Raw genomic sequence first — 14,092 nt, 5'->3', positions numbered from 1 at the left:
TCGCGAGTCCTGCGGTCGATGCGACCGCGCTCACCCCTGCAGCTGGGCCCAGACCTCCTGGTCGCGCTCGGCGGTCCAGACGACCGGGCGCTCGACGCCGGACAGCTCGTCCCACAGCCGCGAGACGTCGAACGGCAGGCAGTGCTCGAAGATCGGCCAGTGCCCGTAGTCGCCCACCAACGCGGCGTGCGTGGCCTCGAACGCCTCCTTCAGCGTCCCACCCCGCTGCTGCACCCCACCGACCTCGCGGAGCATCACCTGCAGGAACCCGCGGGTCTGCGCGATCGCCGCGTCGACGGCCGCCCGGCCCCGCGTGACCGCGCCCCGGCCCCCGACCAGCTGCTCCGCACCGAGCGCCTGCACCCGGTCCAGGGTGGTCGTCGCCCAGTCCCGATGGAAGGCGTCACCGGTGTAGAGCGCCGCCTCGGCCTCGACGAGATCGCCGGCGAACAGGATCCGCTGCCGCGGCAGCCACGCGGTCAGGTCGCCCTCGGTGTGCCCCCGCCCGTGGTACTGCAACACCAGGTCCCCGCGCCCACCACCCAGGTCGAGGGTGAGCCGCTCGGCGAAGGTCAGCGTCGGCCAGGTCAGCCCGGGCACCGAGTCGGCGGCCTCGGCCAGCCGCGGCATCCGCGCGAACTCCGACTCCCAGTCCTGCTTGCCCCGCTCGGCGATCAGCGCCCGGGTGTTCTCGTGCGCCACCACGATCTCGGCGTCGAACGCGCTCGCGCCCAGGACACGGACCGCGTGGTAGTGCGAGAGCACCAGATAGCGCACCGGCTTGTCGGTGTGCTCGCGCAGCTTCGCCAGCCACTTCCGCGCGGCCACCGGCGTGGCGAGGGCCTCGAAACAGACCAGGAAGTCCTCCCCCTCGACCGCCCCGATGTTCGGGTCGCCCTCGGCCGTGAGCGCGTAGACGCCCTCGGCGAGGACCTCGAGCCTCTGCTCCTTGGCGGTGGTGTCGGCGGAGGAGGCGAACGGCTTGGCCGTGCCGGCCTCGGGCGCGTGCTGGGTCATCGACAGTCCCTTCCCGTCGCTGGGAGGTCTCGGAAACCCGACCGTCACCCGGCGGCACGCACCGGAGCAGCGATCAAAGGTTTGACTACCCGAGGAACGGTAGGGCGTCGACGGGACGAGCGCCAGAACTCGTCAAGGATTTGAACACTGATGGAGCAGCGGGACCCCCCGCCGGCGCCGGCGTGGGAGGGTCGCCGGCGGAAGGGGCCGAACCGGGAGCCCGTCAGTCGTCCTGCCGCCAGCGGGCGGCGTAGCGCTCCTCCTGCTCGCGGCGCTCGTCGGCGTGCGCCTCGTCCCGCACCGCCGCGGCGCCGCCCTGCGGGTAGCCGGCCTTGACGGCCCGGTGCTCGGCCGACTCGTACATGTAGGCGAACGAGTAGAAGTAGCCGATCAGCAGGCCGCCGAGCACCGCCATCGCGCGGACCCAGGGCTCGCCGGGGATGAAGACGTACAGCAGCACGGCGATCGGGGCCAGCTGGGCGGTCGCGCGCGCGAGGTGCCGCCACCGCCAGGTCGGGGCGGTCACGTCGTGCAGCACCCACTCCTTGTGCCGCGGGGGCAGGCCGGCCCCGTAGGCGTAGAGCAGCCAACGCAGCGGATTCGGCCTCACGGTTCCGGTCATCATCCTCACCCCAACACTTTGCGCACCAAGGATCGTACACTGGCGGCGTGGCCGACTCCGGACGACGTGACGAGGGTGACCTCGCGACCCTCGCGCACACCGACCTGCTCAAGCTCGACAGGCAGGTCTGCTTCGCGCTGGCCGTGGCGGCGCGCAACGTGATCGCGCTGTACCGCCCGCTGCTCGAACCGATGGGCCTCACGCACCCGCAGTACCTGGTGATGCTGGCGCTGTGGGAGCGCTCGCCCCGCTCCGTGACCGACCTGAGCACGGCCCTCGCGCTCGACCCCGGCACCCTGTCCCCGCTGCTCAAGCGGCTGGAGGCCGCCGGCTACGTGACGCGGAAGCGGGTCGAGGGCAACGAGCGCATGCTCGCGGTCGGCCTCACGGCGGAGGGAAGGGCGCTGCGGGCGCAGGCCGAGCGCATCCCGCCGGCGATCATCGAGCGGCTGGGGATGCCGCTCACCGACCTCGAGCACCTCCACGCCGTGCTGACCGAGGTCATCGCGGCGAGCCGGACGGCACCCGACGGCGGGTGAGGTGCGGCGAGCGCTCAGCCCGGCGCCCCTCGCACACACGGAACGGGTTGCCCTCCGGATCGAGGACCCCGGGCCACAACGATTGAAGGAGTGTTCAACCGTTGACCTGATCCGACGGGAACCTTACGGTCCCATGGTCCGCAGAAGTGTCCGGAAGGAGCGGGTCGTGCACATCGCCGAGGGTTATCTCCCACCCCTGCACGCCGCGGCGTGGGCCGTGGCCTCGGCCCCGTTCGTGGTGCACGGGGCCCGGGCCGTCGTGCAGCAGGTCCGGACCGACCCGGACTCGAAGCTGCTGCTCGGCGCGGCCGGCGCCTTCAGCTTCGTGCTCTCGGCGCTGAAGATCCCCTCGGTGACCGGCTCGTGCTCGCACCCCACGGGCACCGGACTGGGAGCGGTGCTCTTCCGACCACCCGTGATGGCGTTGCTCGGGACCGTCGTGTTGTTCTTCCAGGCCGTCCTGCTGGCCCACGGCGGCCTGACGACGCTCGGGGCGAACGTCTTCTCGATGGCGGTCGTCGGCCCGTGGGTGGCGTACGGGACGTACCGGCTGGTCCGACGCCTCGGTGGCGGCCTCGGGCCGGCCGTGTTCCTCGCCGCGGCGCTGGGCGACCTCGCGACCTACTGCGTGACCAGCGTGCAGCTCGCCCTCGCCTTCCCCGACGCCACGTCCGGCGTCGGCGGGGCGGTCGTGAAGTTCGGCTCGATCTTCGCGATCACCCAGATCCCGCTCGCGGTGAGCGAGGGCCTGCTCACCCTGCTGGTGGTCCGGCTGCTGGTCCGGGTCAGCCCGGACGAGCTGCGCCGCCTGGGCGTGCTGCCCACCCCGCCGGCGACCCCTACCGCGAAGGAGGTCGGCGCGTGAAGCGCTCCACCCTGGTCAACTGGCTGCTGGTGCTGGCCGTCGTGGCGCTCGCCGCGATCCCGGTGCTGTTCGTGCAGGGCGAGTTCGGCGGCTCCGACGGGCTCGCCGAGCAGGCCATCACCGAGTCCCACCCCGACTACGAGCCCTGGTTCTCCTCGATCTACGAGCCGCCGTCGGGCGAGATCGAGTCCGGGCTGTTCGCGCTGCAGGCCGCGATCGGCGCCGGCGTGGTCGGCTACTACTTCGGCGCGGCCCGCACGAAGCGCCGGCTCGCGCGCGGCCCCGCGGACCGCCACCCCGAGGACACCCCCTGATGCTGCCGCTCGACGCGGCGGCCTACACGAACCGCTGGCGGCCGCGGCACCCCGGGGAGAAGGCACTCCTCTCGCTCGGCCTGCTGGTGCTGACCCTCGTGCTGCCCACGTGGCCGGGGGCGGCGCTCACCGGTGGCGTGGCCCTCGTGCTGGTCCTGGGGCCGGCCGGGCTGCCGGGCCGGGCGCTGTGGCGGGCGGTCCGGGTACCGCTGGGGTTCGTCGTGACCGGGATGCTGCCGTTGCTGGTGTCCCTCGGTGGCGACCCGTGGCTGCGGTGGGAACCGGCCGGGCTCCCGCAGGCGGCGCAGCTTGCCGGTCGCGCGACCGCCGCCCTGCTGTGCCTGCTGCTGTTCGCCGCGACGACCCCGCTCGCGGACCTGCTGCCCCGGCTGAACCGGATCGGCGTGCCGCCGGCGGTCACCGAGGTCGCGGCGCTGACCTACCGCTTCCTGTTCCTGCTGCTCGAGTCCCTGCGGGCGGTCCGCGAGGCCCAGGCCGGCCGGCTCGGCTTCCGCACCTGGCGGACGTCCTACCGCGCGCTGAGCGGACAGGGCGCAGCGGTCTTCGTGCGCGCCTTCGACCGGGCCCGGCGGCTGGAGCAGGGGCTGGCCTCCCGGGGCTACACCGGTTCGCTGCGCGTCCAGGTGGCCGCGCGGGAGCTCTCCGCCGCCTTCGTCGCGGCGACGTGCGTGCTGCTGGCCGCCGTCGTCGTGGCCACGTTCCTGCTGGTGCCCCGGTGAACCCGATCCTGCGGGCCGACGACCTGGTCTTCGGCTACGACCCGGACCGCCCGGTGCTCACCGGGGCCACCCTGTCCCTGCACGAGGGCCGCCGCCTCGCCGTGCTCGGCCCCAACGGCGGCGGCAAGACGACGTTGTTCCGGCTGCTGCTCGGGCTGCTGGAACCGGGCCGGGGCCGGGTGCTGCTCGACGGCGAGCCCGTCCGCCGGGACCGGCGCGGCCTGACCCGGCTGCGCGAACAGGTCCAGCTCGTCCTGCAGGATCCCGACGACCAGCTCTTCGCCGCCGACGTGGCCCAGGACGTGTCCTTCGGCCCGCTCAACCTCGGCCTGTCCGCCGCCGAGGTCACCGCCCGCGTCGACGCCGCGCTGACCGCGCTCGGCATCGCCGACCTGGCCGACCGCCCCACCCACCTGCTGTCGTTCGGGCAGAAGAAGCGCACCGCGATCGCGGGGGCGGTCGCGATGCGCCCCCGGCTGCTCGTGCTCGACGAGCCGACGGCCGGCCTGGACCCCGCCGGCGTCGAGGAGCTCCTCGCCACCCTCGACGCGCTGCACCGTGGGGGGACCACGGTCGTCCTCTCCACCCACGACGTCGACCTCGCCCACCGGTGGGCCGACGAGGTCGCGGTCGTGGCCGCGGGCCGGGTGCGGGTCGCCGCGGTCGACGAGGTGCTCGGCGACGCGGACCTGCTGCGGTCCGCGCGGCTGGGTCCGGCCTGGGCACCGGGCGTGCACCGGCTCCTCGAGGCCCTCGGCTCCGCCGCGCGCCCGCGCACACCGGCCGAGCTCTACGCCGCGCTCGCGGACCTGCCCGCCGCGGTCGCCCCGCAGTGAAGGCCGACGGCCCGGGCAGGGCGTCCGTCCCCCGGCGCCGGGCCGTTGGGCCCTGCTGGCGACCGTCCCGACCAGGGACCGTCGGCACGCGGGAACGTCCGGCCGAGCCGGTGCCCCGCGGCGGAGCACGACCGGGGCGCCCCCCGTCCGGCTCCGGGCCCGGTCGCCGCGTCGGCGACCGGGCTGGTCGGGCCCGTTCCCGTGGTCCGCACCGCCGGGACCACGTCGGGTGCCCTCATTCCTCCGCGAGGACCGTCCGGACGTCGATGGTGCCGGTCAGGCCCGCTCCCTCCAGCGCCTGCTGCGCCGGACCGTCCCCGGTCACGACGACCAGGCGGGACCCCTGCTGGCGGGCCAGCTCGTGCAGGTCGACCAGCGCGGCGAGGCCGCTCGGGCCGACCGAGGTCGCCGCCACCAGGTCGACGACGATCGTGGTGCCGGCCCGGATGTAGGCGGTGAGCAGCTTCCGTGCGCTGCGGGTGTCGGGCGCGTCGAGCTCGCCGGAGAGCCGGACGACGGTCCGCTCCCCCACCTCGATCTCGAGCCGGCACCCCTGGGGGTTCGTCATGTCGGTGATGGGCGATCGCCTCCTGCAGCGATGGGACGGGGGCCGGCCGGCGACGGGCCGGGCGGCCGGGGGGCGTCGCCGCCCGACCCGTCACGCTGCGTATCGAGGCGGTCGCGCGGCGTGTTACCGCCCCGCGGGAAGTTCCCGTGCGGGGTTCCCGCCCCACCGCGCCCCGGCCGGAATCTCCTCGCCCTTCATGACGAACGAGTCGGCGGCGATCTCGACGCCGTCGCCCAGGCTCACGCCGTAGAGCATGAAGGTGCCGACCCCGAGGGTCACGCCGCGGCCGATCGTGACGTGGTCGGACTTGAACGCGCCGTCCTCCTGCGAGTGCGGCTGGACGATGGTGCCGACGTTGAGGGTGCAGTCGTCGCCGATCGCGGTCAGGGTGTGCTCGACCACCATGGCCCCGTCGTCGAACACCCGGCGACCGATGCGGGTCCCGACCAGGCGGCTGACCAGGTTCTTGTAGGGCGTCCCGGCCAGCAGCCGGTCCAGCGACGGCACCATGAACTTCCAGAAGCGCTCGTGCCGCCAGAAGACGGGGTCGTAGATCGAGCAGGACCGGGGGCGCTGGCGGCGGAAGCCCGTCGACAGCCGCTCCCAGAACACGAACCACCCGACCGTGAACAGCACGCTGGCGACGACCTCCGCCGCGAAGGCGACCGGGCCCCAGTCCTGGTAGTGGTCCACCGCGAGCAGGCCGAGCAGCAGCAGGCCGAGCACGTGGGCCCACCGCACCAGCAGGACGAGGGCGATCGTGCGCAGGTTGTGGCCGTTCTTGCGGCGCAACCGCCGCCGCCGCTCCCGGACGTCGATCTCGAGGACCCGGTCGCGCTGGACGGTGCGCGGGATCTCGAAGGCGGGCGAGCCGAGCAGCCCGACGCCCTGGCGCACCGGGCCGTCGACCGGCACGGCGACCTTGGTGGCGAGCAGGCAGTCGTCGCCGGTGCGGCCGCCGATCGGGTAGGCGATGTAGTTGCCGAGGAAGTTGTGCGCGCCGATCGCGACCCGCGACGTCCGGAACGAGGTGTTGGAGAAGTCGGCGTTGGCGACGACCAGGCCGTCAGCGATCACCGTGCCGGTGCCCACCGAGGTGAGGTACGGCGTCTCGTGCGCGAAGTGCGAGCCGAAGTTGGAGCCGGTCTGCTCGACCCGCCCGAGGTCGTACCCCAGCAGGTAGAGGTAGTTGACGATGAAGGAGCTGTCGCCGAAGAGGTACACGAACAGGCGGACGTTGGTGAGGCGCGAGATCGTGCGGTGCAGCGAGTACCGCAGCCCGTAGAGCGGGTACACGCGGTCCGGGCGCACGAACGGGGCCAGCAGCCGAGGCACGGTGACCACCACCAGCAGCCCGAGGAGAAGACCTCCGACGACCAGGAGCGCCGAGTCGACCATCGCGTTCAGGTAGAACTGCGCGGTCGTGTGAGCCACGGCGCCGGGCTCCAGCAGCTCCTTGAACCGCGGCACCGTCGTGAGCAGCATGAACGGGCCGCCGAACCCGAGGGGCAGGTAGATCCCGAACAGCTTGACCAACTGGCTCGTGACGAACGTGAACTTCCGGAGCGCCCGGACCCGGGCCGGCGGGACGGCACGGAAGTCGGTGTGCGTCGGCTCCGCGGGCGAACCGTGCCAGCTCTGCCCTGCCGGGACGCTCTGGCCGCGGTGCAGCGCGGAGGCATGCCCGAGCTGGGCACCGTCGCCGATGGCGGTGTCGATGTCGAGCACGCTCTTGTCGCCGACGACGACGTCGCGGCCCAGCGTGACCCGCCCGGTCTGGATCGTCCCGGCCCGAGCGCGGTAGCCCAGCAGGAGGGCGTCCTTGCGGATCACGGTGCCGGAGCCGATGGTGAGCAGGTCGGTCGCGATCGGCAGGTGCCGGGTGAAGATCGCGACGTCCTTCCCGACCTTCGCCCCCAACGCGCGCAGGTAGAGCGCGTACAACGGCGAGCCGACCACGAACAGCGCCAGCGGGTTGGCCCGGACCAGCGTCTTCACCAGCCAGAACCGGAAGTAGCGCAGGCTCCAGACCGGAAGCTCGCCCTCCTTCCAGCGACCGATCAGCACCCACTTCGCCACGATCGGCAGCAGGCACAGGGCCAGGAAGGCGGTCCCGCCGGCGGTGGCCGAGCGCAGGTAGACGTCCAGCAGCCCGTTGCCGGCCAGGATCCAGACGTAGGCCCGGTCCAGCGCGTAGCCGACGCCGGTGGCGTAGAGCAGGAAGGTCAGCAGCTGCAGCGCACCGGTGAGCACGTACCCGACCGTGCTGTGCCGGACGGGAACCACCGGCGCCTGCGGTGACGCCTGCGTGGGTGCCGGGGCGGCCGCGGCCGCCATTCCGGCGATGGTCGGGTTGGCGTAGACGTCCCGGATGGAGATCGACGGCAGGTCGGCGCGGGCGCGCAGCCGGGCGCAGAAGCGGGTCATCACCATCGAGTCCGCGCCCAGGTCGTCGAACACGTTGCGGTCGACGGGGACGTGGTCCACCGCCAGCACCTCGGCGAGGACCTGCGCGAGCCCCTGCGCCACGGTCGCGCCCGCTGGGGCCGGGGAGGGGGCCGCGCCGGCGAAGGCGGTGGCGAGCCCGGCGACGGTCGGGTGGGCGTAGACGTCCCGGATCGAGACCGACGGCAGGTCGGCGCGGGTGCGCAGCCGGGCGCAGAAGCGGGTCATCACCATCGAGTCCGCGCCCAGGTCGTCGAAGACGTGGGCGTCGACGGGCACGTGCTCGACGGCGAGCACCTCGGCCAGCACGCCCGCCAGCGCCGCGGCCAGCCCGGCCGTGGACGGGGCGGGCGTGGACGGTACCGGTGTGGGGGTCGGGGACGGGGCGGGCACCGGGGCGGGCACCGGAGCCGGGACGGCCGGCGCGGACAGGATCTGGTCCACGGTCAGGACCTCGGGGGCGGGCGCCGGGGGTGCCGGCGTCCGCAGGATCTGGTCCAGCGTGAGGGCCCCGTCCGACGTAGGCGGCACGGCCGGCCCGGTCGGCCCGGCCGGCTCGGTCGGCTCGGCCGGCTCGGCCGGCTCGGCCGGCTCGGCCGGCTCGGACGGCAGCAGCTGCTCGAGCTCCTCCAGCTCCTCGTACAACCGGGCGTTCTCGGCCCGCAGCACCGACATCTCGGCGCCGCTCGGCGGCGCGGGCTGGGCGGGCAGGGCCGCCCGGTGGACGAGGCCGTCCGCGGTCAGCGGGAGGGCGTCCAGCCGCTCGAACCGCGCCGGGACGGGGCCGGGGGCCGACCGCTCCTGCAGCCGGGCCCGGATCTCCTGCTCGTCGGCCGGCCCGTCGGACCGGCAGGTGTAGTAGCCCACGAGCTCGGGACCGCCCGGCCCGTCGTGCGCGACCACGACCGCCGACGCCACGCCGGGCACCCCGAGCATCACCGACTCGATCGCGGTGAGGTCGACCCGCTCGCCGCCCACGACCACCTGCAGGGCGATCCGGCCGCGGTACTCGATCTCCCCTCCGGCGTCGACCCGGCCCAGGTCGCCGGTGCGGTAGATCCGGCCGGAGGGGTTGCCGGGGATGCCGAGGAAGTCGTCGACGAAGGCGTCGCCCGAGTCCAGGTAGCCGCAGGCCAGACCGAGCCCGGCCACCCCGATCTCGCCGGTCTGCCCGTGCGGCAGGGCCAGCGGGAACTCCGGGTCGAGGATGACGGTCGCGTAGGTGGGCAACGGCGTCCCGACGGTGACCGGCCTGTCCGGGTGGGCCTCGGCCCACGCCGCGGTCACGCTCGCACCGGGCGGCACGTAGGCGGTGAGCAGGCGCCGGTCGGGGCGGTGCCAGCGCGCCACGAGAGCCGGTGGGCAGGGTTCGCCCGACACCAGCAGGAACCGCAGCCGGGGCAGGTCCTGCTCGAGCGTGGACAGCAGGGCAGGGGTGGTGCAGAGCGCCGTGACGCGCCGCGCCTCCAGGTCGGCGTGCAGCGCCCGGCCGCGCAGCGCGGGCCCGTCGGGCGCGGGCACCAGCGTCGCCCCGGCGGCCCACGCCATCCACACCTCCTCGATGCCGCCGCCGGAGAACAGCGCGCGGCCCTGGTGGAGACGGTGCCCGCGGAGGCCGAAGGTCTCGGAGGCGATGCGCACGGCGTTGCAGACGGCGCGGTGGTCGAGGGTGACGCCCTCGGACCAGCCCGAGGCGTCGGCGACGTGGACGACGTACGCGGGCCGGTCGGCGGCGCCGCCGCGCTCCGCGGGCTGCAGCCGCGCCGGGCTCATCTCCGCGATCAGCGCCGCCGCGTCGTCGACCGCGAGCACCTCGGCCGCGCCGGTGCGCAGCGCGCGCACGCCGGCCACCCGACCGCGCAGGTGCGAGCGGCTCAGCACGATCCGCGCCCCGGTGTCCGCGACGACGAACGCGAGCCGGTCGGCCGGCGCGTCCGGGTCGAGCGGCACGCACGTGGCCCCGATCTTCAGCACGGCGAGCAGCGCGGCGTAGGCCTCGACGCGGTCGTCGAACAGCAGGGCGACGCGGTCGCCGGCCCCGGCGCCGTGCAGCCGCAGGTAGCGGGCGAGCCGGTTGGCGCGGGCGTCGAGCTCGTCGTAGGTCAGGGCGGCGCCGGGGGCGTCGACGGCGAGCTGTCCGGCGCGTCCGTACTCGCGGATCCAGTCGCACCGTTCCTCGAACACCGAGTCGAGGCGCTCGTGCCGGCGCACCCGCCAGCCCTGCGCCTCGTGGCGGTCGACGACGACCAGCTCCGAGAGCGGCACGTCCGGCCGGCCCGGGGCCGACGGCCCGTGCTCGCCCGACTGCGTGATCGACATCTGGTCCCCCGCTGCTCCACCCGACGCGTGGACCGCAGCGGCGCGGTCCACCGGATGTTCCGAGGGTGTCGGCACCGGGCGGTCCGGACCATGGGGACAGGCCTCGGACCGGCCGGGGCGGGCCCCCGTCCGCGTGGGGGCCGTCCCCCGGACTCAGCCGCTCCCGTCGGCCGGCCGAGCGGCGGAGCGCCCCGCCACCGCCGCCGTCCCGACGACGGCGAGCACCGCGGCCAGCGCGCCCAGGCCGACGGCGACGGAGGCGGCCGCGGCCACGACGCCGACCAGCAGCGGCCCGCCCGCGTCGCCGAGCTCCCGCCCGACCTCCGCCGAGCCCATCGTCTGGCCGAGCCGCTCCGGCGGGGACGAGGCGGCCAGCGACGCGAACGCGACCGGGGTCGCGACCCCGACCCCGAGGCCGATGACGACGGCCGCCGCCACCAGCGCGACGATCCCCGGGACCGTCGCGGCCAGGACGAAACCGGCGACCATCAGCGCGAACCCCGCCGCCAGTGCCGTCCGCGTGCTCAACCTCCCGCGGTCGTGGGCCCGGCCGGCCCGCGGCTGGACCAGCGTCGAGGAGAGCGCCAGGCAGCCCACCACGGCACCGGTGACGATCGCGCTCAGCCCGGCCGCCGTGCCGAGCGCCGGCAGGAACCCGACGGCCGTGGCCAGCGCCGCCGTGGTGCCGGCCAGCGCCGCGGTCGGCCGCAGGAAGCCCGGTGCGGAGAGCCGGCGCGCGAGGTCGACGACGGTCTGGCGCTGCCGCGGCAGCGGCGGGACCGCGGGGACGCTCAGGGCCGCCCACACCGTCACGGCGACGGCGACCGCGGCGAGGACGACGAACAGCGTCGTGAACCCGGCGAACGTGAGGACCACGCCGCCGATCAACGGGCCCGCCGTGTAGCCGAGGCCCTTCCACGCTCCGTAGGAGCCGAACACGCGCCCCTGCCGGCCGCCCGCGCCCAACCGCCCCACCATCGCCCCGGCCGCCGGCGAGAACGCCGAGGCGGCCGCCCCCTGCCCGAGCCGCGCCAGGGTCAGCGCCACCGCCGAGCCCGGCCCCGCCGCCATCCCCCCGCCCAGCGCGACGAGCACGTAGACCAGGGACACCGCGGCGAACGCGGCGAGGCCGCCCAGCAGCACCCGCCGCGGGCCGACGCGGTCGGCGAGCGAGCCGAACACCGGCTTGAGCAGGATCTCCGCCCCGTCGTACACGGCCAGGACCAGGCCGAGTGCCAGCACGGACAGCTGCCCGGACCCGGTCTCGGCACCGGCGCCCGTCGCGACGGCGTGCGAGCCGAACGCCGTGACGAACCCGGCGGCGTACAGCGGGAGGAGCACGCCCTGCCGCGGACCGGCCCCCGCGGCCGCACCTCCCGCGCCGGCCGTGCTCTCCCGGCGGTCGTCCGGCTGGGCGGGGGTGTCGGCCATGCCCGGCGTCCTTCCCTTCCTGCGTCGGCCCACACCGGACCGCCTCACGAGCGGGCCGACCGTACCGGCCCGCGTTCATGTCGGCCCGCCTTCATCTCAGCCCGCGTCCCGGCCGGCCCGCGTCCCGTCAGCCCCCGTGCCCGGCCGGGCCGGAGGCACCGTCCCCGGAGAGGTCGCCCCCGCCGCCCCGCCCGGCCTGCCGTCCTCCCGGTCCTCCCGGTCCTCCCGGTCCTCGCGGTTCTCGAGCGGCAGGAAGAGCGTCATGACCGGCGGGCTCTCCCGCGAGACGACGAGCCGGCCGCCCTGGTCCTCGGCCAGCCGGGTGGCGAGCGGGAGGCCGATGCCCAGGCCCTCGCCCGGGGTGTCGGGCCCGGACGGACCGCCGTCGCGCTCGGGATGCCCGTTCGCGAACCCCGGGCCCTCGTCGCCGACGTCGACCGCCACCGCGTCGCCCACGTCGCGGAGACCGACCCGGACGGCGCCCCCGCCGTGCCGCACCGCGTTGTCCAGCAGCACCGCGAGGACCTGGCCGATCGCGGCCCGCGACCCGACGACCGTGGGCGCGCCGCCGTCGGGCTCCCCGTCGCCCACCCCGTCGAGGTCGAGGTCGAGCCCCCGTCCCTCCGCGACGAGCCGCGGCCGGTAGGTCTCGGCCACCTCGTCGAGCACGGCGTGCAGGTCGACCGGGGCCCGCCCGGCACCGTCCCGGGCCCGGGCGAGCGCCAGCAGCTCCTCGACCGTACGGGTCAGCCGCTCGGTCTCCGCGACGGCGGCGTCGAGCGCGGGACCGAGCTCGACGCCCGGGCGTGCGTCCGCCCGGGCGTTCTCCAGGCGCAGGCGCAGCGCGGCCAGCGGCGTGCGGAGCTGGTGCGACGCCTCGGCGGAGAAGGCCCGCTCGCGAGCGAGGAGCTCGTCGAGCCGGGCGGCGGTGCTGGCGAAGGCGGCGCCGAGCGCGTCGACCTCCGCGAGCCCGGCCCGCCGCGGCCGCACGCTGAAGTCCCCGTCGCCGAGCCGGCCGGCCAGCACGGCCAGGTCCTCCAGCGGGTGCGCGAGCCGCCGGGCCTGCCGTCGGGCGATGGCCCACGCGGCGACCAGGACGAGCGCGGCCAGGACCAGCATCCCCAGCCACAACGGGACCAGGCCGGCGTAGACCACCGACACCGGGCGGGCGGCCCGGACCGCGCCGATGACCTCGTGCTCGCCCAGCACGGGGACGGTCGCGATCATGTCGCCGCCGCTCCGCACGACCTCCGGGCCCGCGCCCCGGAGCACGGCCCTGACGTGCTCGTCGCCGGTCGGGGCGCCGTCGCCGGCCGCGAGCAGGCCGCCGTCGTCGTAGAGCCCGAGCGTGGTCGCGGGCGTCCCCGACCCGGGCAGCACCGCGGGGACGCGGTCGTGGGCCAGGTCGGTCAGCACGGCCGCGGCGGTCAGGTCGGCGAGCCGCTGCAGCACGACGCCCTCGTCGGCCACGGCGTAGCGGGCGAGGCCGAGGCCGAGCGGCACGCCGAAGAGGGTCACCGCGATCGCGGCGATCGCCACGGAGAGCGAGACGATACGGGTGCGGACGCGAGCGGTCCCTCGCACGGTCACCCCCACCCTCGCGAGGTCGCGGCGGATCCGGCCCGGTCCCGCCGGTGTCGCGGAGGATGAAGGCTAGGCCGTCGGCGGCTCCAGGCGGTAGCCGTGCCCGCGCAGGGTGCGGATCCGCGGCAGCCGGGTCCCGGCCGGGAAGCCCGACAGCCGCCGGCGCAGGGCCGCCACGTGGACGTCGAGGGTCTTGGTGGACCCGCCCCAGTGGTCGTCCCACACGTCGGCCATCAGGGTCCGCCGGCTCAGCGCTGCGCCGGGGTCGCGGGCCAGCCGCTCCAGCAGGTCGAACTCCTTCGCCCGCATCACCAGCTCGCGCCCGGCCACGACCACCCGGCGTTCCCGCAGGTCGAGCTCGAGGTCGCCCAGCCGCACGGGGTCGCCCGGCGGCCCCGGCCTGCCCCGGCGCAGGTGCGCGCGGACGCGGGCGAGCAGCTCCTCGCGGCGGACGGGCTTGGTGAGGTAGTCGTCCGCGCCGGCGTCGAGCCCGACGACGACGTCCATCTCCGCCCCGCGGGCCGTCAGGATCACCACCACGGCGTCGGCGGACCGCGCCCGCAGCGCCCGGCAGACCCGGATGCCGTCCATGTCGGGCAGCCCGAGGTCGAGCAGGACGAGGTCGGGTTCCCGCGCCCCGGCGCAGTCGAGGGCCGCGCGGCCGGTGTGCGCCCACACCACCTCGTGCCCGTGCTGCGTGAGGCTCTCGACCAGGCCCTCCCCCAGGCCCCGGTCGTCCTCGACGAGCAGGATGCGCGCGCTCACCGGGCCATCATCCCGAGCCGGCCGCCGCGGATCGACGGCCGACGTAC

General features: G+C 75.6%; 12 protein-coding genes. 5 read left to right on the top strand and 7 right to left on the bottom strand.

What is annotated here, in order from left to right:
- Positions 1-30: 30 nt before the first annotated feature.
- Together LWC35_RS12055 and LWC35_RS12050 are read right to left on the bottom strand one after the other, a co-directional pair.
- On the bottom strand, positions 31-1,017 hold the full coding sequence (locus LWC35_RS12055) for an MBL fold metallo-hydrolase (RefSeq protein ID WP_232870159.1): 987 nt from the start codon (positions 1,015-1,017) through the stop codon (positions 31-33).
- 223 nt (positions 1,018-1,240) lie between these two features.
- On the bottom strand, positions 1,241-1,627 hold the full coding sequence (locus LWC35_RS12050) for a DUF5313 family protein (RefSeq protein ID WP_308194525.1): 387 nt from the start codon (positions 1,625-1,627) through the stop codon (positions 1,241-1,243).
- 59 nt (positions 1,628-1,686) lie between these two features.
- On the opposite strand from LWC35_RS12050, the gene LWC35_RS12045 reads away from it, so the two are divergent.
- The 5 genes from LWC35_RS12045 (at position 1,687) to LWC35_RS12025 (ending at position 4,933) form a co-directional block, all read left to right on the top strand.
- Positions 1,687-2,178: a MarR family winged helix-turn-helix transcriptional regulator gene (locus LWC35_RS12045; RefSeq protein ID WP_372463035.1), complete on the top strand. Its 492-nt coding sequence runs from the start codon at positions 1,687-1,689 to the stop codon at positions 2,176-2,178.
- 166 nt (positions 2,179-2,344) lie between these two features.
- On the top strand, positions 2,345-3,043 hold the full coding sequence (locus LWC35_RS12040) for an energy-coupling factor ABC transporter permease (protein WP_232870157.1): 699 nt from the start codon (positions 2,345-2,347) through the stop codon (positions 3,041-3,043).
- Positions 3,040-3,357 (top strand): energy-coupling factor ABC transporter substrate-binding protein, encoded by a 318-nt coding sequence (locus LWC35_RS12035; RefSeq protein ID WP_232870156.1) that lies wholly within the window; start codon positions 3,040-3,042, stop codon positions 3,355-3,357. The genes LWC35_RS12040 and LWC35_RS12035 overlap by 4 nt, the downstream gene beginning before the upstream one ends.
- Entirely contained in the window at positions 3,357-4,097 is a 741-nt protein-coding gene (gene cbiQ / locus LWC35_RS12030) for a cobalt ECF transporter T component CbiQ (RefSeq protein ID WP_232870155.1), read from the top strand. Before LWC35_RS12035 ends, cbiQ begins: the two co-directional genes overlap by 1 nt.
- Positions 4,094-4,933, top strand: coding sequence for an energy-coupling factor ABC transporter ATP-binding protein (locus tag LWC35_RS12025; protein ID WP_232870154.1), 840 nt, complete (start codon positions 4,094-4,096; stop codon positions 4,931-4,933). The genes cbiQ and LWC35_RS12025 overlap by 4 nt, the downstream gene beginning before the upstream one ends.
- Positions 4,934-5,168: 235 nt before the next feature.
- Here LWC35_RS12025 and LWC35_RS12020 read toward each other — a convergent pair whose 3' ends face one another.
- The 5 genes from LWC35_RS12020 to LWC35_RS12000 all read right to left on the bottom strand — a co-directional run bounded on the left by LWC35_RS12020 (position 5,169) and on the right by LWC35_RS12000 (position 14,045).
- On the bottom strand, positions 5,169-5,501 hold the full coding sequence (locus LWC35_RS12020; RefSeq protein WP_232870153.1) for an STAS domain-containing protein: 333 nt from the start codon (positions 5,499-5,501) through the stop codon (positions 5,169-5,171).
- A gap of 123 nt (positions 5,502-5,624) precedes the next feature.
- Positions 5,625-10,265 (bottom strand): Pls/PosA family non-ribosomal peptide synthetase, encoded by a 4,641-nt coding sequence (locus LWC35_RS12015; protein WP_232870152.1) that lies wholly within the window; start codon positions 10,263-10,265, stop codon positions 5,625-5,627.
- A gap of 153 nt (positions 10,266-10,418) precedes the next feature.
- Positions 10,419-11,696 carry an MFS transporter gene (locus LWC35_RS12010; RefSeq protein WP_232870151.1) on the bottom strand — a complete coding sequence of 426 codons (1,278 nt, stop codon included), beginning with the start codon at positions 11,694-11,696 and terminating at the stop codon, positions 10,419-10,421.
- Between the two features lie 96 nt (positions 11,697-11,792).
- A complete protein-coding gene (locus tag LWC35_RS12005) occupies positions 11,793-13,235 on the bottom strand; it encodes a sensor histidine kinase (protein WP_232870150.1) in 1,443 nt (480 codons plus the stop codon).
- Positions 13,236-13,349: 114 nt separating this feature from the next.
- Positions 13,350-14,045: a response regulator transcription factor gene (locus LWC35_RS12000; RefSeq protein ID WP_232870149.1), complete on the bottom strand. Its 696-nt coding sequence runs from the start codon at positions 14,043-14,045 to the stop codon at positions 13,350-13,352.
- Positions 14,046-14,092: the final 47 nt, after the last annotated feature.

The sequence above is a fragment of the Pseudonocardia kujensis genome (assembly GCF_021283305.1).
Lineage (GTDB): Bacteria > Actinomycetota > Actinomycetes > Mycobacteriales > Pseudonocardiaceae > Pseudonocardia > Pseudonocardia kujensis.
This window is presented reverse-complemented; position numbering and strand designations above follow the sequence as displayed.

Excerpts from the sequence above, each read along its gene's own strand:
- LWC35_RS12055 (WP_232870159.1), bottom strand. The coding sequence starts at position 1,017 with ATGACCCAGCACGCGCCCGAGGCCGGCACGGCCAAGCCGTTCGCCTCC.
- cbiQ (WP_232870155.1), top strand. The coding sequence starts at position 3,357 with ATGCTGCCGCTCGACGCGGCGGCCTACACGAACCGCTGGCGGCCGCGG.
- LWC35_RS12020 (WP_232870153.1), bottom strand. The coding sequence starts at position 5,501 with ATGACGAACCCCCAGGGGTGCCGGCTCGAGATCGAGGTGGGGGAGCGG.
- LWC35_RS12015 (WP_232870152.1), bottom strand. The coding sequence starts at position 10,265 with ATGTCGATCACGCAGTCGGGCGAGCACGGGCCGTCGGCCCCGGGCCGG.
- LWC35_RS12010 (WP_232870151.1), bottom strand. The coding sequence starts at position 11,696 with ATGGCCGACACCCCCGCCCAGCCGGACGACCGCCGGGAGAGCACGGCC.